Source organism: Sharpea porci (assembly GCF_009695655.1).
In the GTDB taxonomy this organism is placed as follows: Bacteria; Bacillota_I; Bacilli_A; order Erysipelotrichales; family Coprobacillaceae; genus Sharpea; species Sharpea porci.
Map to the genome: position 1 here is coordinate 137014 of NZ_VUNM01000002.1, position 24051 is coordinate 161064.

22 protein-coding genes are annotated in these 24051 nt (G+C 37.2%); 18 read left to right on the forward strand and 4 right to left on the reverse strand.

From position 1 onward, the window contains the following. Positions 1 to 11 precede the first annotated feature (11 nt). The gene (locus FYJ79_RS01965; RefSeq protein WP_195836987.1) at positions 12 to 299 is read right to left on the reverse strand and encodes an inositol-3-phosphate synthase; all 288 of its coding nucleotides are present in this window, start codon (positions 297 to 299) and stop codon (positions 12 to 14) included. 96 nt (positions 300 to 395) lie between these two features. Between FYJ79_RS01965 and FYJ79_RS01970 the strand changes: the two genes are divergently transcribed. Continuing rightward, positions 396 to 1199, forward strand: coding sequence for a hypothetical protein (locus FYJ79_RS01970; RefSeq protein WP_154514292.1), 804 nt, complete (start codon positions 396 to 398; stop codon positions 1197 to 1199). Between the two features lie 16 nt (positions 1200 to 1215). Then, positions 1216 to 2691: an NAD(P)H-hydrate dehydratase gene (locus FYJ79_RS01975; RefSeq protein ID WP_154514293.1), complete on the forward strand. Its 1476-nt coding sequence runs from the start codon at positions 1216 to 1218 to the stop codon at positions 2689 to 2691. Positions 2692 to 2716: 25 nt separating this feature from the next. Here the strand turns inward: FYJ79_RS01975 and FYJ79_RS01980 are convergent, their stop codons facing one another. Further along, positions 2717 to 3034 (reverse strand): hypothetical protein, encoded by a 318-nt coding sequence (locus tag FYJ79_RS01980; protein WP_154514294.1) that lies wholly within the window; start codon positions 3032 to 3034, stop codon positions 2717 to 2719. A 140-nt stretch (positions 3035 to 3174) separates the two neighbouring features. Between FYJ79_RS01980 and FYJ79_RS01985 the strand changes: the two genes are divergently transcribed. Next, on the forward strand, positions 3175 to 4095 hold the full coding sequence (locus tag FYJ79_RS01985; protein ID WP_154514295.1) for a GTP-binding protein: 921 nt from the start codon (positions 3175 to 3177) through the stop codon (positions 4093 to 4095). Positions 4096 to 4144: 49 nt separating this feature from the next. Here the strand turns inward: FYJ79_RS01985 and pgeF are convergent, their stop codons facing one another. Together pgeF and FYJ79_RS01995 are read right to left on the reverse strand one after the other, a co-directional pair. Continuing rightward, on the reverse strand, positions 4145 to 4909 hold the full coding sequence (gene pgeF / locus FYJ79_RS01990) for a peptidoglycan editing factor PgeF (RefSeq protein WP_154514296.1): 765 nt from the start codon (positions 4907 to 4909) through the stop codon (positions 4145 to 4147). Between the two features lies 1 nt (position 4910). Further along, positions 4911 to 6548, reverse strand: a complete 1638-nt coding sequence (locus FYJ79_RS01995; RefSeq protein WP_154514297.1) for an Rqc2 family fibronectin-binding protein — start codon at positions 6546 to 6548, stop codon at positions 4911 to 4913. Between the two features lie 142 nt (positions 6549 to 6690). Between FYJ79_RS01995 and gmk the strand changes: the two genes are divergently transcribed. The 15 genes from gmk to yihA all read left to right on the forward strand — a co-directional run bounded on the left by gmk (position 6691) and on the right by yihA (position 24015). Then, entirely contained in the window at positions 6691 to 7254 is a 564-nt protein-coding gene (gene gmk / locus FYJ79_RS02000) for a guanylate kinase (protein WP_154514298.1), read from the forward strand. An 83-nt stretch (positions 7255 to 7337) separates the two neighbouring features. Beyond that, positions 7338 to 9521 carry a replication restart helicase PriA gene (gene priA, locus FYJ79_RS02005; protein WP_154514299.1) on the forward strand — a complete coding sequence of 728 codons (2184 nt, stop codon included), beginning with the start codon at positions 7338 to 7340 and terminating at the stop codon, positions 9519 to 9521. Between the two features lie 2 nt (positions 9522 to 9523). Then, the gene (rsmB, locus tag FYJ79_RS02010; protein WP_154514300.1) at positions 9524 to 10762 is read left to right on the forward strand and encodes a 16S rRNA (cytosine(967)-C(5))-methyltransferase RsmB; all 1239 of its coding nucleotides are present in this window, start codon (positions 9524 to 9526) and stop codon (positions 10760 to 10762) included. Further along, entirely contained in the window at positions 10762 to 11805 is a 1044-nt protein-coding gene (gene rlmN, locus FYJ79_RS02015; RefSeq protein ID WP_154514301.1) for a 23S rRNA (adenine(2503)-C(2))-methyltransferase RlmN, read from the forward strand. Before rsmB ends, rlmN begins: the two co-directional genes overlap by 1 nt. Continuing rightward, entirely contained in the window at positions 11795 to 12535 is a 741-nt protein-coding gene (locus FYJ79_RS02020; protein WP_154514302.1) for a Stp1/IreP family PP2C-type Ser/Thr phosphatase, read from the forward strand. Before rlmN ends, FYJ79_RS02020 begins: the two co-directional genes overlap by 11 nt. Continuing rightward, positions 12528 to 14471, forward strand: coding sequence for a Stk1 family PASTA domain-containing Ser/Thr kinase (gene pknB / locus FYJ79_RS02025; protein WP_154514303.1), 1944 nt, complete (start codon positions 12528 to 12530; stop codon positions 14469 to 14471). The genes FYJ79_RS02020 and pknB overlap by 8 nt, the downstream gene beginning before the upstream one ends. Positions 14472 to 14485: 14 nt before the next feature. Further along, positions 14486 to 15352, forward strand: coding sequence for a ribosome small subunit-dependent GTPase A (rsgA, locus tag FYJ79_RS02030; RefSeq protein WP_154514304.1), 867 nt, complete (start codon positions 14486 to 14488; stop codon positions 15350 to 15352). Beyond that, positions 15345 to 15989, forward strand: coding sequence for a ribulose-phosphate 3-epimerase (rpe, locus tag FYJ79_RS02035; protein WP_154514305.1), 645 nt, complete (start codon positions 15345 to 15347; stop codon positions 15987 to 15989). Before rsgA ends, rpe begins: the two co-directional genes overlap by 8 nt. Beyond that, a complete protein-coding gene (locus FYJ79_RS02040; protein ID WP_154514306.1) occupies positions 15986 to 16573 on the forward strand; it encodes a thiamine diphosphokinase in 588 nt (195 codons plus the stop codon). Before rpe ends, FYJ79_RS02040 begins: the two co-directional genes overlap by 4 nt. Before the next feature lie 77 nt (positions 16574 to 16650). Beyond that, a complete protein-coding gene (locus FYJ79_RS02045) occupies positions 16651 to 17418 on the forward strand; it encodes a tRNA threonylcarbamoyladenosine dehydratase (protein ID WP_154514307.1) in 768 nt (255 codons plus the stop codon). Positions 17419 to 17540: 122 nt separating this feature from the next. Then, complete coding sequence (locus FYJ79_RS02050) at positions 17541 to 18659, forward strand: 6-phosphofructokinase (protein ID WP_154514308.1); 1119 nt, start codon at positions 17541 to 17543, stop codon at positions 18657 to 18659. Positions 18660 to 18753: 94 nt separating this feature from the next. Next, positions 18754 to 19671, forward strand: coding sequence for a hypothetical protein (locus FYJ79_RS02055; RefSeq protein WP_154514309.1), 918 nt, complete (start codon positions 18754 to 18756; stop codon positions 19669 to 19671). A 72-nt stretch (positions 19672 to 19743) separates the two neighbouring features. Then, positions 19744 to 21033 (forward strand): trigger factor, encoded by a 1290-nt coding sequence (tig, locus tag FYJ79_RS02060; RefSeq protein WP_154514310.1) that lies wholly within the window; start codon positions 19744 to 19746, stop codon positions 21031 to 21033. A 57-nt stretch (positions 21034 to 21090) separates the two neighbouring features. Further along, complete coding sequence (gene lon / locus FYJ79_RS02065; RefSeq protein ID WP_154514311.1) at positions 21091 to 23412, forward strand: endopeptidase La; 2322 nt, start codon at positions 21091 to 21093, stop codon at positions 23410 to 23412. Then, positions 23413 to 24015, forward strand: coding sequence for a ribosome biogenesis GTP-binding protein YihA/YsxC (gene yihA, locus FYJ79_RS02070; RefSeq protein ID WP_154514312.1), 603 nt, complete (start codon positions 23413 to 23415; stop codon positions 24013 to 24015). The last annotated feature ends 36 nt before the right edge of the window (positions 24016 to 24051 follow it).

Below are 24051 nucleotides of genomic sequence, written 5' to 3' on the forward strand. Positions count from 1 at the left end.
AGAAGACATTATTATTGTGTTTTCAGTAAGCCATTCTGTCTTTTAAAGCTACGTAAGTCTTCACAAAGCTGTTGTAATTCTTCATAGCTATTTGTGTTCTTGACAATATGATCAATTGTTTGACGATTTTTATCCAATATTGCTATACCTTTTTCAATGATGGACTGATCATCAGTCAAAGACTCTATGATAGCTTTAAGCTGTTCATATAAATCATCATTATTAAGCTTGGCATAATTATAGAAATGTGTCACATCTAGTACATTCATTAAAGCTCTTGAAGTTAAATCTCTTTCCATTTTCATCACCCCATCCATTCTAACAAATTCTAAAAAAAGAAGAAAATCTTTTTTCGCTTTTCATCGTGGATTATAATAGATGGAGAAGGTGAAAACATGGAACTAGAATATATACTTCTGGCCTTAGCAGGAGGTGGCTTGGGTAGTCTTATTGGTGGTATACAGATTTTTATTATTACAGGATTTGTTGGCTTGGTGAGTATTTTTGCACATAATCAGTTCTTCTCTCAGCCACTACTTATTCCTGCTATTGTCTTTAATGGAGCTGTTGTTGCGACTGCTTATGCCTCAAAAAAATATCAAATCAATGGCTTTGATATCAGTCAGCCGCTTGTCACAACGGAAGATCCGCTTGTCTTTATCTTTGGAGCATTAGGTGGCTTTATTGGCTATTGTTTATTTCATCTCGCTTCCTTCTTCCAATTTCCTTTTGATCCTGGAGCTTTCAGTATTGTTGTTGTGGGTACATGTACAAGATGTATTTTAGGAAGCAAGCAGCTCTATAATCATCGTGGTCTTGTTTTCTTAGAAGAAGGTGACAAAAGATATTGGATATATCTTGTATTATTCGCCCTATCCATCTCCTATTTAACAGGCTATTTAACCCTAAAGACAAAAGATTATGCGCTTGGCTTTAGCCTTTCTGCTTTTTCTCTTGTTTTTTCCCTTCATGATGCCCATTTTCCAACAACACATCATATTACTTTGATTGCCGGCTATACTATGATATATACGCATGATATGTTATTGACTTTATTATTTGGAGTACTTGCCGAAACAATCTGTGATTTGTTTGCGAGAGTATTTAATACGGACTGTGGCACACATATTGATCCTCCTGCTGTTTCTATCTTGCTATGTTCATTCTTGTTGTTGATACTTTTTAAAGGATTGTATTAGATTGGAGTTGTTCGTTATGTATATTGGTAGTCAAAATCAGTTAAAAGCCTATGATCAATATTTAATGGATCATGGTTATTCTATTTATGAACTCATTGATAAGGCAAGTGATTGCCTGAAATCACATTTTAAGGTCTATGACCATATTGGCTTACTTGTGGGACCAGGCAATAATGGGGCTGATGCACTTTCTCTAGGCATCAAGCTGAGTAATATGGGAAAAGATGTCAAACTTTATTATGTTGGTGATCATCATAAGTTTTCACCAGGGAATCAGTTCTATTTTGATATGTGTGAGAATAATAATATTTCTCTTATACAGCTCAATGAAGGTTCGTTGGCTTCTTTTCAGGAAAGTCTTCAAGATTTTGAAGTTATCGGAGATGGTTTTTTTGGCTTTGGTTTAAATAGCGCCCCAAGAGGCCTATATGCCACCATTATTGCACTCATCAACAGTCATTTTGATGGTGATGTACTTGCTATTGATATTCCGACTGGATTAAATTGTAATACAGGTCAGCCATATGCCAATACGCTTTATGCCACAAAGACAATTGCTTTAAGTGCTTTAAAGGAAGGTTTCTTAAACCCTGATAGCACGACTTTTACTGGTGAAGTTATTGTTGAAGAACTGGCCATCGATAATCCTTTTGAGGAAGCTGGGTTACTTCGCTATTTCGCTATAGATGATGCAAAAAGAATGCTGAAGAAGAGAAAGTATGATGGCTATAAGAATTATTATGGTGTTGACTTGCTGGTGGCGGGAAGTGCGCAATATAAAGGAGCAGCACTATTGGCGGCAAAAGGTGCCATCGCTAGTGGAGCGGGCATTCTTCATGTGTCTACCGCTAAAGAGGTTGCTGATCTATTACCTCTTTATTTACCTGAAGCCATCAGTGAAGTAAGACCAAATAACTTGAGTCATGAAATGCTGAAGAAGTTTGATGCTATCTGTATTGGTCCTGGCTTAGGATTGGATATGGATGCTTATCATTGCTTCCTTGATGTTATTGAACATACTGACTGTCCACTTATTATTGATGCCGATGCCCTCACCATTCTCTCCAACAATATCGATTTACTCGATCGTCAAAAACGACCAGTCATTCTTACACCACATTTAGGAGAATTTAGAAGACTTTGTGCTTTTAGCAACGATGATGATTTAATGGAAGTTGCAGTTTCCTTTGCGAAAGAGCATCATTGTATTCTCGTTCTCAAGGGACCACATACAATAGTAACCGATGGTCAACATTCTTATCGCAATGCTTCAGGCAATAAAGCAATGGCTGTTGGTGGAATGGGGGATACTCTTGCGGGCATCATGACGGCTTTTTTAGGAAGTCACTATCAGGCAATAGAAGCAGCTATGCTTGCTGTCTTTGTCCATGGTTTTGCCGGTGATCTCGTGGCACAGGAAAACTATACAGTGTTGCCAGAAGCCTTATCAAAAGTGATTCCTCATGCTATGTATTTGATTGAAGAACAATAAAAAGGTGCTTGCGCACCTTTTTATGTTAAGCATTAAATTCTTTATGCATAAGAGTATAGAAATCAATATCTGTTTGAGCATCTTCAATTAAGTTATCGAAAGTTCTTATCTTCTTTACATCGGGAAGATAATCCATCTTTACATAATTCGCTCTTAATGTTTTAAGAACGTCTAATAAATCCTTTTTTGTTTCAATCTGAGAAGCTGCATATTCAGCAACATCAGCTTTTGTAAATTCCTTCTCATGTTTTACTTTGTGGAAAATAGCTGCTTCTTTCTGCAATTTTATATTATTTTTTAAAATCATGTCATATGACAATTTTGCTGTATCCTGTTCAGCCATTACAAACACCTCCGTTAGTCATATTGTACACTTATTTGAGAAGAATGAAAAGGCTATCCATGTTTTGTAGAGAAATATTTGAACACACGATTTGAATAGGATGAAGCTTGTTGATATAATGGCATCAAGAGGTATGAAAAATGATTCAAGTCGATTTAATTACAGGATTTTTAGGTTCTGGCAAAACAACATTTATAAAAAAATATGTTGATTATCTTTATCGACAACATTTACATGTTGCCGTTATTGAAAATGATTATGGAGCGATTAATGTTGATCGTATGTTATTATCGGAGGCGTTAGAAGGAAAAGCAGATGTCGAAATGGTCATTGGCGGTGATAAGGATTGCCGTATTCGTCGCTTCAAGACTAAACTTATTGCGATGGGCATGCAAGGGTATGATCGCGTCATTGTAGAGCCATCGGGTATTTATGATGTTGATGAATTCTTTGATGTCTTACATGAGGCGCCACTCGATCAGTGGTATGAAATTGGCAATGTTATTGCAGTTGTCAATAGTAAGCTTGAAGACTTATCGCCCCAAGCTGATTATGTGCTCGCAAGTGAGGCTGTTTACGCCGGAAAAGTGATATTAAGCCGTGTTGATGAGGCAACAGAAGAAGATATCCAGCACACGCTTAATCATCTACAAATGGCTTTAAAGGCACATCATAGTCAACGTGATATCAAGAAGGATGTGATGAAGAAACGCTGGGATGCTTATCGTGATGCAGACTTTGAAGAGATCATGCATAGTGGTTATCAGCTTGGCATATTCTACAAGCAATTTATTGATGATAACTATTTCCGTTCGCTTTTCTTCCTTAATATCCACTTTTCACTCGCAACGCTTCAAGAAAGAATAAAACAGATTTTCAATGATCATGAACTAGGTCGTGTAATGCGTATTAAAGGCTTTGTCTGTGAGAATCAACAATGGTATGAAGTCAATGCGACTGCTGATGATTTAAGTGTAGAAGCGATTCATGATGGGCAGGAAGTTATTATTGTCATTGGTGAACAGCTTGATGAAGAAAGAATTCATCATTATCTCAAATAGGTGGCAAGGCCACCTTTTTGGCTATAAGAAAAAGGTAGGCAAACCTACCTTAATCAAGCATATAGATAATGGACATATTGCGATCTTTTGTTTTTGTTTTGCGATAAGAGAAGAAACGTTCATCTTCAAAAGTACAGATAGGAGATTGTTCAATATGTTCTTCTTTAACACCAAGATTTAATAATTGCTGTTTAATAAGCCCCTTCGTATTTAGTGTATAATGCGTTTCATCTTTAATGCGATAAAAAGATGATGTATCAAAGCTCATAGCTTTCACAAGATCAATAATATCATCCATGGCTTCAAAGTTTCTTTGTTCTAGAGCGGGACCTGTATAGACAAGAAGATTTGTCGGATTGACATGTTCGTTGTCGATAAGATGTTTTGTCACTTTTCCCACAATTTCATGAACAGTTCCTTTCCATCCTGAATGAATAGCTGCAATCAAATGCTGATCGGGCGAGTACATTAAGACTGGGCAGCAGTCAGCATGACTGCTCCAGAGTACTAAGCCGGCATCGCGTGTATAAGTTGCATCTGTAGCAGGCAATGCAGTGTCAAGGGAATACATTCCTTTGCCTCCATCGGCAAGTGTGACTTTCGCAAAATTGACAGTATGTTCCTGATGGGGAAGAATCATATGGCTAAGAGGAATATGAAGCTGTGAAGCGAGGGCTTCTCTATTTTTCATTGTCTGAATGTCATCAATGCCATTAAGACCAAGATTGAAATTGTGGCCTTCTTCGTCAAAGGCAGGGACACTGTAGGCATGGACATGATTATTGTTGAATTTGGCACTAATAAGTTTCACCATGTTATTTCTTTGTAACCTCCGTTAAAAAAGTATCATCAGGATCAATATAGATTGTCTTGTAGTTTGAAAGCAAGACAAGTCCTGGTTTATTAGTATGTGGCTTTTTGAGTGTTCTTACTTGTGCATAGTTTACAGGAACACTGCTTGAAAGTCGACCTTTTGAATAATAAGCAGCAATTTTAGCTGCCAGTCTTATTGTATATTCATCAAGCTGCTGACTATGGACAATGACATGGGAGCCAGGCATGTCTTTGACATGGAACCACATGTCAAAGCGATTCGCTTTTTTAAAAGTAAGATAATCATTTTGTAGGTTGTTTTTCCCAACATATATCGCAATACCATCCTTAGTAATGAATGTTGTATAATGGGGTTCTTTTTTCTTCTTGTTGAGCTTTTTTACCTGTTTTTTCTTTAAATAGCCCAATCCTTCAAGCTCTTCCTTGATTTCTAAAGCATCATAGTAATCCGCCTGTTCAATAGATGTATTCAAAGCGTCAAAATAATCAATCTCTTCTTGTGTTAAGTGAATCTGTTCTTCAAGTACTTTAAGTGAATTTTTAGCTTTTTGATATTTGTTGTAATAACGATTGGCATTTGTTTTGCCATCAAAACGTACATCAAGAGGGATGGTCATCTTTGTCCCATCATAATAGTTATCAACAACAACTTCCTTCATGCCCTTATGAATCTGATCAAGTGAAGCATAGAGTAAATCTCCCTTAATGCGATAATCGTCACTATTTTGTGAGTCAAAGAGCGTTTTCTCTAGCTTATGAAGTTTATTGACATTTTTAGTGTATTCATTCTTGATATAACGCATTAAATCATTGGTTTGTTGTTTGATGCGATCACGTTGATCGAGAGAGTCATAGAATAAATCCAGCCCATCAAATAAAGCATGCGATTCAATATTTCCAGCAATGTTTGTAAGGGGAATGATATGATAGTAATCTTTTTTGGGAGTTCTTGTAATATAGAGTTCACGACTCTCTTTTATTTTCTCCATAATGGATGAGAAAGCTTCGCCCTTTTCAACACGATATTGTACTTCTACTGCAAGATCTTTTGAAAAGCCTTCATAGGTTTTAACGAGGTTGTCAGAAGGGAGATATTCTGTTGTAAAAGGGTTCTTCTTTTCAATTAATGGCGGTAAATGGTAGGTAATGCCAGGTTGTAAGAAACGCATTGACTCGCTAGGGGAAACACGTTTGAGACATTCAATGATACGATGATTTGCATCAGTTAATGTGAAATTAGAATGCTTACCCATGATTTCAATATAAAGATAAAGGGTCACTTGATCTTTGAATTCATTACGTCCTTTAAGGGTAATCTTTAATATACGATCCAAACCTATTTGTTCGATTTTCTCAATAAAACTACCTTCCATATGCTTACGCATAAGCATTGTCAAGGCATCAGGAAAATCCGGTGTTGGATAATCAAGCTGCGTTAGCTGGATGCGGGCATAGGTTGGATGGATAGAAACAAGGCATTTCTTGTTTTTATTATGAGCACGAATAATCATGAGAATTTCATATTGTGATATGGTATAGAGCTTAGAGATTCTCCCTGTTTCGATTTCTTCTTTTAATTGTTGTGTTACTGCATTAAGGACAATGCCATCAAATGCCATTTTCATCACCTCTAGGGCAGTATAACATAAATATGGCTTGCTCATGCAATAATGCATAAAGAAATTCAGAAGAGTTATATAAATAAGTTGTATTTACTTTCTTTTCTTTTTATAATGTCTTAAAAGATTGAGGAGGAAGTTCATGAAGAGAGGAATATTAATTATTCTTAGCGGTCCTAGTGGTGTTGGTAAAGGTACTGTGCGAGAACAATTATTTAAAATGAATGACTTAAATTTAGCTTATTCTATTTCGATGACAACACGCAAACCACGTCCAGGAGAAAAGAATGGTGTTGATTACTTTTTTGTTGATCAGGCAACATTTGATCAGAAGATTGCTGAAGATGGTTTCTTGGAATATGCACAATTTGTAAGTAATTCATATGGTACACCAAAAGATAAAGTCGAAGAGATGCTGAATGAAGGAAAAAATGTTGTTTTGGAAATTGAAGTTCAAGGCGCTCTTCAAGTGATGCATAAAGTTCCTGAAGCCCTTACTATTTTCTTAGTACCACCTTCAATGGAAGAACTTGAAAGAAGAATTCGTGGTCGCAGGACAGAAGATGAGAGCGTTATGCGTGAAAGACTTGCTAAAGCTGAACGTGAAATTAAGACAAAAGATAGCTATAAGCATGTTGTTGTCAATAATACAGTTGAACAGGCAGCCAAGGAAATAGCACAAATTATTCGAGATCATATTAACTAGGTGAAAACCTAGTTTTTCTTTGTGTCATATTTTTTAATCTGTTGGAAATATGATAGAATGAGAACAATAAGAAGAGGTGGGTTATGTATATTGTAAGTGTATTGATTGAACATGGAATAAATCGTTTATCACAGCCTTTTTCCTATCTTTCAAAAAAGGAAGTTGTCAAGGGAGTACGTGTACGCGTCATCTTTAATCACCAGAAGCTTATTGGCTATAGCTTGAAATGTCAGTATACATCTCTTTCAGCAAAAGAACTGGCCTTGAGAGATGGCTTTCGCTACAACTATATCCAGGAAGTCATTGATGAAAAGCCCCTTCTTAATGATGAGCTTGTGGCTTTATCGGAATCGATGAGCAAGCTTTATATTACAAGCCAGATTGTTTGTCTTCAGGCGATGCTGCCCAAAACGCTCAAGCCAAAGACAGTCAAAACGGTGACGATTAAATATCAGAAAGCTGCGCGTGTTATTCGCATTGGGGAAGGGAAGACGAAGACACAAAATGCTCTCTATCAATATCTTTCCACACCGGGGACGCATTTCATCAAAGATCTACCTTTTTCCTCATCACCCTTAAATGGGCTTGTTGAACAAGGTCTTGTTGAAATCTATGATCAGGAAATAAAACGTCAGCCACAAATCGCAAAAGTCAAACAAGACTGTGTTGTTTTGACTAAGTCACAACAAGATATCGTTAATCAAATATTAGAAAAAAAAGAACGTATTAGTCTTATTCATGGAGTTACAGGTTCGGGTAAAACCGAAATCTATTTAGCACTCACAAAGAATATGATTTCAAAAGGTAAGAATGTGATTATGCTTGTGCCTGAAATTGCTTTAACACCGATGATGGTGGCAATATTCAAGCAGCGTTTTGGCGATGATGTTGCCATTTTTCATTCTCGCTTGTCCGAGGGGGAGCGTTACGATGAATATCGACGTATAGCCAACGGGGAAGTGCATATTGTTGTTGGGGCGCGCTCAGCTATTTTTGCCCCTTTAAAGAATATTGGCTTAATCATTCTTGATGAAGAACATGATGCTTCCTATAAACAAGAGTCTGCGCCTCGTTATACAACACTGACCATTGCAAAAATGCGTGCTTTGTACCATCATGCTAATATTGTTCTTGGCAGTGCTACACCTAGTGTAGAAAGCTATGCTAGAGCTCTTAAAGGTGTCTATGATCTCTATGAGCTTCCAGAACGTATCAACAAGAAGCCATTACCAGCCTATACGATTGTAGATATGGCTAATGAAGCAAAGGCAAAGCATTATGGCTTAATGAGCCGTTTGATGGAAGAAAGATTAAAAACAACCTTGGCTAAAGGAGAACAGGCTATACTCTTGTTGAATAAACGAGGTTATGCTTCATTTGTGAAATGTGAAGATTGCGGGGAGGTTGTGAAATGTCCGCATTGTGATGTGACATTGACTTATCATAAGAATGATGATAGCCTGAAATGTCATTATTGTGGTTTTTCTATTCCGATGATAACGCAATGTCCACATTGTCATTCGACTATGCTTAAGAAGATAGGTATAGGTACTCAACGTATCGAGGAAGAATTGCAGAAGAAATTCAAAGATGCCAAGGTTATTCGTTATGACTATGATACAACAAGAAATAAGAATGATCATATGCGCTTGTTGGAGGCTTTTAAAAAACAAGAAGGGAATATTCTTCTTGGTACACAGATGATTGCGAAAGGATTGGATTTTGAAAATGTGACTTTTGTTGGTGTTCTTAATGCTGATCTCACTTTAGCCATTCCTGACTATCGTTCAAGTGAACGGACATTTCAATTATTGGCCCAGGTTGGTGGGCGTAGTGGTCGCGGGGAAAAGAGCGGAACGGTTGTGATTCAGACATATAATCCCACTCATTATGCGATTGTTGATGGGGCTAAGGCGGATTACCAGCACTTCTATAAAAAGGAAATGGAATTTAGGAAAATGGCCTATTATCCACCTTATTGCCATCTTGTTGCCTTAAGCATTCAAGGCAAGAATGACAAAAATGTAGAAAAAGCAGCAAATGATATAAGACAATATCTTGATGCACATTTACAACATGTTCGTATGTTGGGACCAGCAAAACTGACAATCTTTAAAATGCAGGATATCTATCGCATGCGTATTATTATAAAATACAGAAAGTCTGATGAACTCTATCAAGTGCTTAATCAGCTAGATCATTACTATAATCATAAAAATGGAAAGGTGACATTGGTATATGATTTTCATCCATATACCACAATATAAATATGGAACAAAAGATTGCTTATGAAGTTCTGCTAGCTTATTTTAAAGATGGCAGTTATTTAAATATTACGCTTAATAAAGCCCTCAAGGCAGATATGGATCGTCATATGAAGAATCGCATAACTCGAATTGTTTATGGCACTTTACAGAATGCACTGCTTTTAGAATTTCATCTCAAGAAGTTTGTGAAAAAAGTAAAAGTGAGTGAAAAAACAATATTATTGATGGGCTTATATGAACATTTTTTTATGAAAAGACCGGATTATGCTATTGTTGATGAGCTAGTGACACTGGCAAGACAAGAAAAAGGGGCTCGTACAGCTTCATTCATTAATGCGGTTTTACGACATGCTTTTTTGGAAGAAATCAATTTTGAAGGTTTAAGTGAAGATGAAGTGCTTGCTTTGCGTACATCCCATCCCCTCTGGCTTGTCAAGATGTTTAAGAAGCAATATGGTCAGGATGTAACTATTCAAATACTTGAAGCAGATAATGCCATACCGTTGAGAAGTGGTCGAGTCAATACGCTGGTGATCAGTCGTGATGAACTCATAAAGGAAGATCCTCGCTTTAAAAGAGGCTTTCTTTCTGAAGACGGTGTGTTATTTGAAGGCGGGAATATTGCTTCAACAGATGCATTTAAAGAAGGAAAGGTGACTGTTCAGGATGAAAGCAGCCAGCTCGTTGCAAGACTTCTATCGCCAGAAAAAGGCAGTGAAGTTTTAGATATGTGTGGGGCGCCGGGCAGTAAAACAACGCATTTGGCAGCACTGATGGAAAACACAGGACATATTGATGTCTATGACTTATATGCTCATAAAGAACAATTAATTCAAAGTAATCTTAAGCGTCTTCATGTCACGAATGTTACAACGCATACTGCTGATAGTACAAAACTCGCTAAAATGCTACAAAAACAATATGATGCGATTCTCTTGGATGGACCATGTTCAGGACTAGGCGTGCTAGCAAGAAAGCCGGAAATTAAATATCATGATTCAAGTGTAATGGATGAAATTATCCCAATACAGGCTAATTTACTGGAAAATGCGTACTATTTGTTGAAGAATGGTGGTAAGATGGTATATAGTACGTGTACTCTTAATAAGAAAGAAAATGAAAAACAGATAGAAAGATTTATTTGTCATCACGAAGATATGGAAAGAATTGAAGAACATACAATTTTACCATATCAATATCACAGTGATGGTTTCTATATGTGTTTGATGAGGAAGAAATAATGAAATCAATTTTTGACTTTACAGCAAAGAAGATGACGGAAGCTTTTGAAGAAATAGGTGAAAGACCTTTTCGTGCTAAGCAGGTTTATGAATGGCTCTATACAAAAGGGGTCAATGATTTTGATGAAATGACAAATCTGTCGAAAGACTTACGTACAAAATTAAAAGCTACATTTACATCTGATTACTTAGAAATTGTTGAAAAACAGGTTTCTAGAGACGGTACAACAAAATATTTATTACGCTTAGAAGATGGGGGACTTATAGAAACTGTTCTCATGATACATCCTTATGGAAAATCACTCTGTGTAACAAGTCAGCTTGGCTGTAATATGGCTTGTAAATTCTGTGCTTCTGGTTTATTAAAGAAACAACGTAATTTAACAAGCGGAGAAATGGTCAATCAGATCATGACAGTGACCCATGATCAAAAAGAACGTATCAGTCATGTTGTTATTATGGGAACGGGAGAACCATTTGATAATTATGATGAAGTGATGAACTTCATTTATACCATTAATGAACCCAAAGGGTTAGCTATCGGGGCTAGACATATCACGGTTTCAACATGTGGCCTCATTCCTGGCATCAACAAATTTGCGAATGAAGGCATACAGGTTAATCTAGCAATCTCATTACATGCTCCTAATGATGCAATCCGTAGCCGCTTAATGCCAATTAATGATGCTTATAATATGGATGACTTAAGAGTGGCTATCAGTAATTATATTGACAAGACGAATCGTCGTGTGACATTAGAATATATCTTGTTGAAAGGGATTAATGATGAACTGACCCATGCGAGAATGCTGGCTCATTATTTAAGAGGACTTAATGTTTATGTGAACTTGATTCCTTATAACACAGTGAGCGAGAATGGTTTGCAGAAAGCGACTGATGCGAAGATTCATGCTTTCAAGGATGAATTACTTCGTTTACATATTAACTGTACATTAAGAAAAGAGCATGGTGGTGACATTGATGGCGCTTGTGGTCAGCTTCGTGCGAAACGAGAAGGAGGAATAGCAGGAGATGAAAATTGATGCTGGTAGTGATATCGGTAGAGTTCGAGAAACGAATCAGGATTATGTCAATTATGTAATACTAAGTGAAAATGAGTTCTTCTGTGTTCTTTGTGATGGTATGGGCGGACATCGTGCGGGCGAAGTCGCTAGTATACTATGTGGTGATGATCTTATGAAAAACTTTCCCTATCATCCACATTTTGAAAGTGATAGAGACATTCAAGATTATTTTGCGTATATTCTTGAACATGCAAATCATTTAATTAAAAGTGAAGCTAATCAACATAGTGAATATGAAGGCATGGGAACAACTGCTGTTATTGCCTATATCAATCAAGATCATATCTATATTTCCCATGTTGGAGATAGTCGTGCCTATATCTATGCCCATCATCATCTTGTCCAGATAACGGAAGATGATACACTTGTGAATGATCTTATGAAAAAGGGGTATATTACACCTAGTCAGGCTAAGAATCATCCTAAAAAGAACATTCTCTCGCAGGCAGTTGGAGTCACAGCACCATTAGATATATCATTCCATAAATATATTGGAGCTTTTGATGCTTTATTGCTTTGTAGTGACGGTCTCTATAATTCCTTAAATGATGATGAGATAGTAGAAATACTTAATTTATCAATGAATGTCAATGAAAAGACAAGCACGATGTTGCAACAGGCAAGAATGCTTGGCGGTAATGATAACATCAGTGTTCTTCTTGTGGAAGGAGCTGAAGTCAATGAGTGAAGTTGAAAGAGTATTAGCAGGGCGTTACCATTTATTGCGTTTGATTGGTCAGGGTGGGATGGCTGATGTCTATTTAGCTGAAGATCAGATTCTCAAGAGAACGGTAGCTGTAAAGATATTGCGCTCATCGCTTACTGGGGATCCAATATATATTACACGTTTTCATCGTGAAGCAAGTGCGGCAGCAGCTTTAAGTCACCCTAATATTGTCGCCATATATGATGTGGGTGAGGAAGATGAACTCTATTATATTGTCATGGAATATGTCAGAGGACAGACATTAAAAAATTTAATTTATAAACGTGGGGCTTTGCATCATGTTGAAGCTATTGATATCATGAAGCAGGTTGTTGCAGGGACAGCGGATGCCCACCATCATGGCATTATTCATCGTGATCTCAAGCCACAAAATATCTTAGTGACGGATAGTGGAACTGTTAAGATTGCGGATTTTGGGATTGCTTCCATTTCATCACTTTCCCAGGTTACAGAAACGGATACTGTGATGGGGTCATTGCATTATTTGGCACCTGAAATAGCCCGTGGAGAAAAAGCAACAGCACAATCTGACATTTATGCCCTTGGCATTGTCTTTTATGAGCTCTTACGTGGTGAAGTGCCTTTCAATGGTGAATCACCAGTAAATATTGCTTTAAAGCATATGCGTGATGAGATTCCTTCTGTGCGTGAATTCAATCCAAGTATTCCTCAGTCCGTAGAAAATATCATCATTAAAGCAACCGCAAAGAATGTCAAAGATCGTTATGCGTCGGCTGATGATATGTTGGAGGATTTAGAGACATGCCTTTCTAGACCGGATGAGCCTAAATTGACTTTTGATGCTCCTGTCGATGAACCAACGATTATTGCTGGAGAGACACAGTTCTTCAAAAAGCCAGAATTGGAAGAAGAGGAAGAAGAGAAACCGGCAGAAATCGAGCCTAAAGAAACAAGAACAACAAGAGTTACAAGATTAAATGAGCAAAAGGCGAAGAAACAGATATCTCGTAAAAAGAAAATCATTCTTGCCAGCGTTATTGCCTTGCTTGCGATTGTTGCAGGTGTTGTCCTTTATTTCAACAGCAATCAAAGTCTTACAATGCCTAATGTTGTTGGCATGAAAAAGGCTGAGGCGATTGCTTTGTTGAAGGATAAAGGATATAAGATTGATAGTGATATTGAAGAAGAACTCAGTGATGATTATGCAAAAGGTTATGTCATTGAAACAGATCCTGCAGCCAACAAGAAAATCAAGAAGGGCAGTACAATTAGGCTGACAGTTTCTTCAGGTAAATATCTTGTGATGAAAGACTATACAGGCACGAAGCTTTCACAAGCACGTAAGGAGCTTGAAAAGCAGGGCTTCACAGTCAAGACCTATTATCAGACTGATGAAGAATTCAGTAAGGATGTTGTGATTGATCAGTCAATATCAAAGGGAGAAAAGATTGACCCAAATGAGGAAGATAAGACAATCACGCTCACTGTTTCTAAAGGCGTTATTATTACAGTTCCTAATCTTCGTGGCGAGAATATTGAAAGTGCCAAAAAGACGCTTCAGAAGCTTGGCTTTAAAGTAAATTTGTCTATCCTTGCTGAACCAACTGACCCAAATGTGATTAATACTATGTCTATTAATACTGTTGTTTCCCAGTCGATAGAACCTTATACACAGGTCAACAAGAAAGGTGTCGATATCACCCTCAGTTATTATAATCATAAACCTGAGATAACAAATCAGACGACAAATAATAACAACAATAACACTAATAACAATACAACGACTACCCCAAGCAACAATAACAATACAAATTCTGGTACAACAAATGGAACGACTGGAAATAATCAAAGTGGTAATACAAGTGGATCTTCCAATGGCGCAGCCAACTCTGGTGGGGAAACTCAACAAGATACATCGGGAAAGACGACAAATTAAGATGGAGAATAGATATGCTTCAAGGCAGAATTATTAAATCATTAGCTGGCTTTTATTATGTTGAAAGTCAGAATGTTCTTTATACATGTAAAGCACGTGGAAAATTTAGAAAAGAGAATATGAAGCCAGTTGTCGGTGATCTGTGTGATTTTGAGATTGATGATAATCAAGAAGGCTATATTAAGAAAATAGCCAAAAGAAAGAATTATCTCACGAGACCGCCAATCAGTAATATTGACCAGGCTTTACTTGTCTTTTCTATCACCCATCCTGATTTTGATAGCTTGTTGTTGGATCGCTTTTTAGCTAATGTGGAACATAAGGATGTTAAGCCTATCATCGTTATAACGAAAATAGATCTTGATTCGAGCAGGATGGAGAAAATCAAACAGGATTATCATGATTATCAGATTATTTTCGTATCCAGCAAAGAGCATATAGGTATTGATGAAGTCAAGGCGAATCTTAAAGACAAGGTGACCGTTGTCACAGGTCAGTCAGGGGTAGGAAAAAGCTCACTTCTTAATGCCTTGGATATTCAATTGCATATAGAGACAAATGAGATATCTGATGCGCTAGGCAGAGGCAAGCATACGACAAGACATGTTGAACTTATTAAAATGCATGGTGGTTATGTCGCCGATACGCCTGGTTTCTCATCCTTAGAGCTAGAGATGGAACCAAGAGAATTAGCTGTGAGCTATCATGATTTTAGACGCTTGTCCGAATCATGTAAGTTTAGAGGCTGTTTGCATGATAGTGAGCCTTATTGTGCTGTGAAGCAGGCGGTAGAAGATGGCGAGATTGCGAAAGATCGTTATCTACATTATTTAAGTTTTCTTAAAGAAGTTAAAGAAATAAAGGAGAAGAGATATGGTTGATATTGCCCCATCATTGTTATCGGCAGATTTTGCGGATTTAAAAAGTGAATTGAAATCGATTGAGGAGGCTGGTTGTACAGTACTTCATTATGATGTCATGGATGGCCATTTTGTCCCTAATATTTCTTTTGGGGCTGATATTCTTCATGATGTTCATCAGATTACCAATATGGAGCTTGATGTGCATTTGATGATCAGTGATCCAATGTTCTATGTTGATCGTTTTATTAAAGCAGGTGCTTCTTATATATCCTTTCATATCGAGGCTATGGAATCAGTTGAAAAGACGCATGAACTCATTAAGAAAATTAAAGAAGCAGGCGTTAAAGCTTCCATAGCAATCAATCCAGGTACTTCTTATGAAGCTGTCATTCCTTTTTTAGATGAAATTGATATGATTCTCGTCATGAGTGTACAGCCTGGCTTTGGCGGACAGAAATTTAATCCGGTTGCGATTGATAAAATTGCTGCCTTATCTAAGTACAAGAAAGAAAAGGGTTTTCTTATTGAAGTAGATGGCGGTATCAATGCAACAACAATTCAGGATGTAAGAAAGGCAGGCTGCGATTTGTTTGTGGCAGGTTCAGCTGTCTTTAATCAGAATGATCGCAAGAAAGCTGTTGAAGCATTGTTATGAAAATAGGGATGTATGGTGGCATTGACAATGGCTATGTAAGAGATCGCTCAATGGATTATATTGCGATTGATCAAGGTTTGACCTATCTTGCTCGAGAAGGCATAAAGCCTGTTATTGCCATTGGTGATTTTGACTCCCTCAATGATAAGCGTCTTTTAGAAGGGGTCCCCAATCTCAAATATCAACCAATCAAAGATGATACGGATACAGCCCTGGCAATCAAATGGGCGATTGCGAATGGCTATGATGAGATGGACATAACGGGTGTTATGCAGGGGAGGATGGATCATTTTCTCGCTGTACTCTGTTTGTTGGAACGTTATCGTGACTATCGCATAACGCTATATGACCAGAAAAATTGTATGCGTTTGTTGAAAGCGGGAAGTTATGATATAGATTGTCAGCAATATCATTATTTTTCAGTCTTTGCTATTCAAGATACCGTGCTTACTTTGCAGCATTGTGATTATGAACTTGATCACTATCTTCTCAAAAGACATGATCCCCTATGTGTCAGCAATCAGTGCAAGCACATCCTTCATTTAGAAACAACAGAGGATATTCTATTTATTCAGGCATCCTAGGATGCCTGATTTTCATTTTGCTTGCAAAGCGTAGGATTTCGTGTAAAATATTGACGATTAGACGAGGGGGTATATACATGCTTAATCAGTTTTCTAGAACAGCCCTCATCATTGGTGATGAAGCACTTAACAATTTACACAATAAACGTGTGGCTATTTTTGGGATTGGTGGTGTTGGCGGTTATGTTGCTGAAGGCTTAGCGAGAGCGGGCATTGGGGCGTTTGATTTATTCGATGATGACAAGGTTTGCTTAACGAATATTAATCGTCAGATTATTGCAACCATTCCTACTATTGGTCAATATAAGGCTGATGTCATGGCTAAGCGTATTCATGAAATTAATCCTAAAGCAACAATTCATGTTCATAAGATTTTTTACTTACCTGAAACTAAGGATCAATTTGATTTCAATGAATATGATTATGTCGTAGATGCTGTTGACACAGTGACAGCCAAACTCACTATCATCAGTGAAGCTAAGCGTACAAAGACGCCTGTAATCAGCTGCATGGGAATGGGAAACAAGATTGATCCAACCAAGATTAAGATTACAGATATCTCTAAAACGGAAATGGATCCATTAGCACGTACAATGCGTTATGAAATGAAAAAACGCCGTCTTGGCAAGCTGAAGGTTGCCTTTTCAACAGAGAAGCCAATCAAGCCATCAACTTCAGAAGCAAATTCTTGTGCTTTTCATTGTATTTGTCCGCCAGGCACTGAAAGAAAATGTACAGATCGTCGAGATATACCGGGATCTATTTCGTTCGTTCCAAGTGTTGCCGGATTGATGATTGCTGGTGAAGTTGTCAATGATTTTATTAAGAATGAGCAGAAAAAGTAAAAGCATTTGAGTATACTTAGGTATACTCTTTTTTTAGTTAATTACATTGAAATGAAAGCGTTTCACCTTGTAGCATTGTGAAATTTTTGATATAATCATGAAAGATATGGAGGTTATGAATTATGAGTGGTAATGTAAAGAGAATTGCCTTATTGTCTGGTGGGGGAGATTGTCCCGGCTTGAATGCCGTTATTCGCACAATCACAAAGACAGCAATTCAAAAATATGGCTGGGAAGTCATTGGTTATGTTTTTGGGTATCGAGGCTTATATAACAATGATTATATTGAATTGACTTTAGACAAGGTTGAAGATATCTATAAAGAGGGTGGCACAATTCTTTATTCTTCAAATAAGGATAACTTATTTGATTATCTTGTTGATGATGGTCATGGTGGTAAAGTCAAGAAGGATGTATCCGATGTTGGTGTAGCCAACTTAAAGAAAGATGGTGTTGATGTCCTTGTCGTACTTGGTGGTGATGGTACATTGACAAGTGCCCGTGACTTTTCACGTAAAGGTGTTAATGTTATTGGTGTGCCAAAAACAATGGATAACGATCTTGCAAGTACTGATGTCACTTATGGCTTTATGAGTGCGATGAGTGTAGGTACAGAATTCATTGATCGTTTACAGACGACAGCAAAGAGCCATCATCGTGTTATTCTTTGTGAATTAATGGGTCGTGATGCTGGATGGATTACTCTCTATGCTGGTTTAGCAGGTAATGCGGGTGTCTGCTTGATTCCGGAAATTCCATTTACTGTTGAAAATATTGCTAAGGCCGTTAAGAAACGTGATGAAGCAGGGTTACCATATACAGTTATTGCCTGTGCTGAAGGTGCTAAGTATGCTGATGGGACAAAGGTTATTGGTAAGATTGTTGAAGATTCGCCAGATCCAGTACGTCTTGGCGGTATTGCTAAACAGCTTGAAGCAGATCTTGAAAAAGTCATTCCTGATCATGAAGTGCGTTCTGTAAATCCAGGACATATTATTCGTGGTGGCGATATTAATGCTTATGACCGTATTTTATCCATTCGTTATGGGGTTGCTGCTGCTGATCTTATTCATGAGGGTAAGTTTGGCAATGTTGTAACAATCAATCATGGTGAAATGGGTTATACATCACTTGAAGAGGTGATTGGCGCTGCAAAAATTGGTCAACAGAAACATGTTGATCCAAATGGTGAACTTGTCAAAGCTGCGAAAGCTATTGGGGTTTCATTTGGTGATGAATAGAAAGAAAATGCCTTACAAATTGTAAGGTTTTTTTCATTTTATTTGTATGTTGGAGTTGTTTTTGTTAAGATACACAAGAAGGAGGGATCTCCGCTTGATTGAAGAGCTTATGCGTGAAGGGCAGTATCGTGCTGCACTTGAAAAATTGAATGATTTAAATGATGAACAAACACGCTATTTACGTCTCATTTGTTTGAATGCAATGGGAGAATATCGACAAAGCATGATGGAAGGGGCTAATGCGAAAGCAATGGCCAAAGATACTTATTATGATGTGCTTGTCGCTTATCTTGAAGCATTGAAAGAATGTGAAGAATATGAAAAAGCAATTGATATTCTTGTAGAGGAACTTGGCATGCCTTATATTCCCTATGAGTATGAATCACTCTTTAATGAGGTTTATGACCAAATTCTGCTTGAGAAACAAGAAATGAATGCCCAGCTTGATCGTCATCAGATTTTTTCTGTCGAAGAGCTAGAGAAGTTGCTAGATCGTAATGACGTGAATGATGACTTGCTTTATATGGCTTTGGATCAGCTGACACAGCTTAATGTGCGTATGCTTTCACCTGTGTTACATCGTTATCTAGCTGATGAGAGTAAGCCGGCTTTTGCGAAGACATTAATTATGGAAACCTTAATTCAGCAACAAATTGATGATGAATTCGAAGTCCATAAAAATGGCCATATTTATGATTTTAATCCCGCTATTAGCGCCCTTGTTTTAGAGAGGGAATGTTATCAGGGCATTGGCAAGCATCTTATTCGTGTTCTTGAGGATGATAATCCATCGTTGATGAATCAATGTTTAGATTATCTTGAATATTTTCTATATGCTACTTACCCGCAAGAAATATATGAGGATGAATATGCATTATATGCTGCAGGAATCCATTATTATGTGGCAACTATGCAGAATATTGAAGTTTCAGAAGAGGATCTTGAAGTAGACTATAATGTGAATATGGAGATGCTTGCGGAAGTGCTTTTAGCACTCAAAACTATTGAGTGATAAAGCTTGTTGCAATTGTTTAAAAACTGTGTATAATAAGCATGTAATATAATTTAAGGAGAAATGTATATAATGAAAACTGAAGTAAAGAAACTTGAAAAATCTCAGGTTGAAGTCAAAGCTGTATTTGACAAAGAAGAATGGAAGGCTGCTCAGGATAAAGCTCTTGATAAAGTAGCTGCTAAGGCTCAATTAGACGGCTTTAGAAAAGGTCATGCACCAAAGAACTTAATTAAAGCAAGAATTGGTGCAGCTGGATTACAGTCAGAAGCTGTTGAAGTCATCTTATCTGATAGCTACAGCAAGATTTTCCTTGATAATGGAATTACTCCTGTTGGTCAGCCATCAGTAGATATTGTTAAAATGACTGCTGATGAACTAGAATTGTCATTCACAGCACCTGTTGCTCCTGAATTCAAGTTAGGTGAATATAAAGGCTTAGATGTCAAGAAGAAGAGAGTCAGAGTTACTGAAAAAGAAATCAATGAAAGATTAGAAAAATATCAGAATGAATTCGCAGAATTAGTTATTAAGGAAGGCGAAGATGCTGTTGCTGAAAATGGTGATACAGTAACAATTGACTTTGAAGGCTTCAAAGATGGTGTTGCTTTTGAAGGCGGCAAGGGTGAAAACTATCCATTAGAATTAGGTTCAAATTCTTTCATTCCTGGCTTTGAAGATCAGGTTGTTGGTATGAAAGTTGGCGAAACTAAAGATATCAATGTGAAGTTCCCTGAAGATTATCAGGCTAAGGATTTAGCTGGTGCAGATGCAACATTCAAGGTAACTGTTCATGAAATCAAATCAAAAGTATTACCTGAATTAGATGATGAATTAGCTAAGGATGTAAATATTGATGGTGTTGAAGATTTAGAAGCTTTAAAGAAGCATATTAAAGATGAATTAAAGGCTTCTAAGGAAGCTGAAGCTGAAGAAACATTCAACGAAGAAATCATTGATAAGTTAATCGAAAACACACCATTCGAAGTACCAGATGCAATGGTTGAATCTGAAGTACAGAATATTATTTCAGAAATCAATGCAAACTTACAGCAGCAGGGCTTAACTCTTGAATTATATCAGCAGATGACAGGTCAGACTATGGATCAGTTAAAGGCTGACGTAAGAGAGAATGCTGAAAAGAGAGTAAAATATCAGTTAATTATTGCTGAAATTGTTAAGGCTGAAAATATTGAAGTTTCTGAAGAAGAACTTGCTGAAGAAATTAAGAATATTGCAACATATTATGGCCGTGATGAAGAAGAAGTTAAGAAGATCTTTGCTGGTCAGGAAGATCGTATTAAAGAAGATGTTGCAAGTAGAAAAGCAGTTGATTTAGTAAAAGAAAATGTTGCTAAATAATTGAAAGTCATTAAATAAGACGCGCAAGCGTCTTATTTCTTTAAAGGAGGTAACTACATGGATGAAGTGATGACAATTGATTTACCGGTTGTATGTACACGTGGTATGCTTGTTTTCCCTGGTCATGAGATGTCTATCGATGTTGGTCGTCCTTTCTCATTAGCTGCAGTGAATCAGGCTATTGATAATTACGACAATAATATTGTTTTTGTTTCGCAAATTCGACCAATTGAAGAAGAAACAAGTTTTGATGCTATTTATCATGTTGGAACACTCGCAAAAGTTGTTAGACGTGTCAAAAAAGATAATCATGGGACAATCAAATTGACTGTAAGTGGTGAAAAACGTGTAAAGCTTTATGATTTTTATGAACAAGATGGTGCTTACTTCGCAAAGGTTGAACTTCTTGAAGATGTTCAGGGTGATGAGATTGAAGAAACGGCTCTTGTACGTAAGATTCATTCACAAATGCAGTTTGTCAATCGTGGTGGAACAATTTTCCCAAGAGAATTATTTGCGAATATTACCCAAGGTGTTTCAGCAGGACAGCTTGCCGATACGATTGGGAATTACATGAATATTGATTTAAAGGAAAGACAACAGATTCTTGAAGAAACTGATGTTAATAAACGTTTGTTGTTATGTCTTGCATGTATGCAAAAAGAAAAGACAATCAATGAAGTAGAAGCTAATATCAATACCCGTGTTAAACAGTCTATTGATGAAAATCAGAAAGAATTCTATCTTCGTGAGAAGATGAAGGCTATTAAAGAAGAACTTGGTGATGTGCCTAATGGGGCAGATGATGTTGAGGCTATTCGTCAGAAGTTAGAAAAGAATCCCTATCCTGATAATATCAAAGCTAAAGTTAAAGAAGAACTTCAGCGCTATGAAATGATGACTGCTTCTTCTCCTGAAGCTAATGTTATTCGTACTTATATTGATTGGGTATTAAAGACTCCTTGGTATCAGGAAACAGCAGATAATCAGGATTTAAAGAATGTTCAGGAAATTCTTGATGGTGATCATTATGGTCTTGAAAAACCAAAAGAAAGAATTATGGAATATCTTGCTGTAAAGCAGATGACTAATTCTTTAAAAGCACCTATCATTTGTTTGGTGGGTCCACCAGGTGTTGGTAAGACTTCTATTGCGAAATCCATTGCTCATGCTTTAAATAGAAAGTTTGTTAAAGCTTCTTTAGGTGGGGTAACGGATGAATCTGAAATCAGAGGGCACCGTAGAACTTACTTAGGCTCTATGCCAGGAAGAATTATTCAGTCGATGAAGAAGGCTGGTGTCATTAATCCTGTATTCTTGCTTGATGAAATTGATAAGATGAGTTCGGATTATAAAGGTGATCCTACAAGTGCAATGCTGGAGGTCTTAGATCCAGAACAAAATGAATTCTTCTCTGATAACTATATTGAAGAACCATATGATTTATCGAAAGTCTTATTTATTGCGACAGCAAATGATTTAGGTGGTATCCCTGGACCATTAAGAGATCGTCTTGAAATTATTGAATTGTCTAGTTATACAGAACAAGAAAAGATGATGATTGCCAAGGAGCATTTGATTCGTAAAGAACGTGATGCCAATGGCTTAAAAGAAGATCAGCTGACAATTACAGATGATGCTCTCATGTATATTATTAGACATTATACAAGAGAAGCCGGTGTGCGTCAGTTAGAACGTCTCATTGCTGCAATTTGTCGTAAGGCTGTCTTAAAGATCTTAAGAGATGGTCAGACGCAAGTTACAGTTGAAGAAAAGGATTTAGAAGAGTTCTTAGGTAAAGCACGCTTTGATCATACAAAGAAACTTAAGAAACCAACTGTTGGGGTTGTGACAGGTCTTGCCTGGACACAATTCGGTGGCGATATCTTACCAATAGAAGTCAACCATTTCCCTGGTACTGGTCAGTTTATTGTAACCGGACAGCTTGGTGATGTGATGAAAGAATCTGCTTCTATTGCATTGGACTACTTGAAGGCTCATGAAAAGGAATATGGCCTGAAGCCTGAGGATTTCGAAAAGCAGGATATTCATATTCATGTCCCAGAAGGTGCGGTCAAGAAAGATGGCCCTAGTGCAGGTGTCACATTGACAACAGCCCTCTATTCAGCCTTTACTGGTAAGCCAGTCAGAGATGATATTGCTATGACTGGAGAGATCACACTAACTGGTGATGTCCTTCCAATTGGTGGCTTGAAAGAAAAGTCTATTTCAGCTAATCGTTCAGGTATCAAGACAATCATTATTCCAAAAGATAATGAAAAAGATATTGATGATATTCCTGAATCAGTACAAAAAGAACTTCACATTATCTTGGCAGACAATATTGATACAGTGCTTGAAAATGCACTCGTAAAATAGATGTATAAGATTAAGAAGGCAGAATATGTATTATCGGCAGCATGGACGAGTCAGTGGCCTGATGAATCAGTACCTGAAGTCGTTCTTGCCGGCCGTTCAAATGTTGGGAAGAGTTCTTTCATTAATACAATTACCAATGTGAGTGGTCTTGCGAAGGTTTCAGGAACACCAGGTAAAACGCGTACTTTAAATTTCTTTAATGTGAATGATGAACTTCGCTTAGTTGACGTGCCTGGATATGGCTATGCGAAAGTGCCTCAAAAGATGATAGAACAATTCGCAGAAATGATTGATGTTTATCTTACAAAACGGAATAATCTTAAGGGCATGGTCTTGCTTGTTGATTATCGTCATCCTCCTAAAGAAGATGATATCAATATGTATCAATATGCCAAATACTATGATATTCCTGTTATTGTTGTAGCAACAAAGATGGACAAACTTAAAATGAATGAACTAAAGCCTCATGAAGAACGTATTAAGCGAGATCTTGACTTTGATGAAAATGATTATTTTATTCGTTTTTCTTCATTAAAGAAAACCGGTGTTGATGAGACTTGGAATGCTATTTTGCAATTAACAGGAGTTAAGGAAAATGCCTAAAGCAATGCTTTAGGTTTTTTTATTTGTGGGTTTTGT

Bases quoted from the DNA above. Each gene is read 5' to 3' on its own strand.
- FYJ79_RS01985 (WP_154514295.1), top strand. From the start codon at position 3,175: ATGATTCAAGTCGATTTAATTACAGGATTTTTAGGTTCTGGCAAAACA.
- FYJ79_RS01970 (WP_154514292.1), top strand. From the start codon at position 396: ATGGAACTAGAATATATACTTCTGGCCTTAGCAGGAGGTGGCTTGGGT.
- FYJ79_RS01980 (WP_154514294.1), bottom strand. From the start codon at position 3,034: ATGGCTGAACAGGATACAGCAAAATTGTCATATGACATGATTTTAAAA.
- priA (WP_154514299.1), top strand. From the start codon at position 7,338: ATGTATATTGTAAGTGTATTGATTGAACATGGAATAAATCGTTTATCA.
- gmk (WP_154514298.1), top strand. From the start codon at position 6,691: ATGAAGAGAGGAATATTAATTATTCTTAGCGGTCCTAGTGGTGTTGGT.
- pknB (WP_154514303.1), top strand. From the start codon at position 12,528: ATGAGTGAAGTTGAAAGAGTATTAGCAGGGCGTTACCATTTATTGCGT.
- FYJ79_RS01995 (WP_154514297.1), bottom strand. From the start codon at position 6,548: ATGGCATTTGATGGCATTGTCCTTAATGCAGTAACACAACAATTAAAA.
- FYJ79_RS01965 (WP_195836987.1), bottom strand. From the start codon at position 299: ATGGAAAGAGATTTAACTTCAAGAGCTTTAATGAATGTACTAGATGTG.
- FYJ79_RS02040 (WP_154514306.1), top strand. From the start codon at position 15,986: ATGAAAATAGGGATGTATGGTGGCATTGACAATGGCTATGTAAGAGAT.
- tig (WP_154514310.1), top strand. From the start codon at position 19,744: ATGAAAACTGAAGTAAAGAAACTTGAAAAATCTCAGGTTGAAGTCAAA.
- rsgA (WP_154514304.1), top strand. From the start codon at position 14,486: ATGCTTCAAGGCAGAATTATTAAATCATTAGCTGGCTTTTATTATGTT.
- FYJ79_RS02020 (WP_154514302.1), top strand. From the start codon at position 11,795: ATGAAAATTGATGCTGGTAGTGATATCGGTAGAGTTCGAGAAACGAAT.
- lon (WP_154514311.1), top strand. From the start codon at position 21,091: ATGGATGAAGTGATGACAATTGATTTACCGGTTGTATGTACACGTGGT.
- pgeF (WP_154514296.1), bottom strand. From the start codon at position 4,909: ATGGTGAAACTTATTAGTGCCAAATTCAACAATAATCATGTCCATGCC.
- FYJ79_RS01975 (WP_154514293.1), top strand. From the start codon at position 1,216: ATGTATATTGGTAGTCAAAATCAGTTAAAAGCCTATGATCAATATTTA.
- rsmB (WP_154514300.1), top strand. From the start codon at position 9,524: ATGGAACAAAAGATTGCTTATGAAGTTCTGCTAGCTTATTTTAAAGAT.
- yihA (WP_154514312.1), top strand. From the start codon at position 23,413: ATGTATAAGATTAAGAAGGCAGAATATGTATTATCGGCAGCATGGACG.
- rpe (WP_154514305.1), top strand. From the start codon at position 15,345: ATGGTTGATATTGCCCCATCATTGTTATCGGCAGATTTTGCGGATTTA.
- FYJ79_RS02050 (WP_154514308.1), top strand. From the start codon at position 17,541: ATGAGTGGTAATGTAAAGAGAATTGCCTTATTGTCTGGTGGGGGAGAT.
- rlmN (WP_154514301.1), top strand. From the start codon at position 10,762: ATGAAATCAATTTTTGACTTTACAGCAAAGAAGATGACGGAAGCTTTT.
- FYJ79_RS02045 (WP_154514307.1), top strand. From the start codon at position 16,651: ATGCTTAATCAGTTTTCTAGAACAGCCCTCATCATTGGTGATGAAGCA.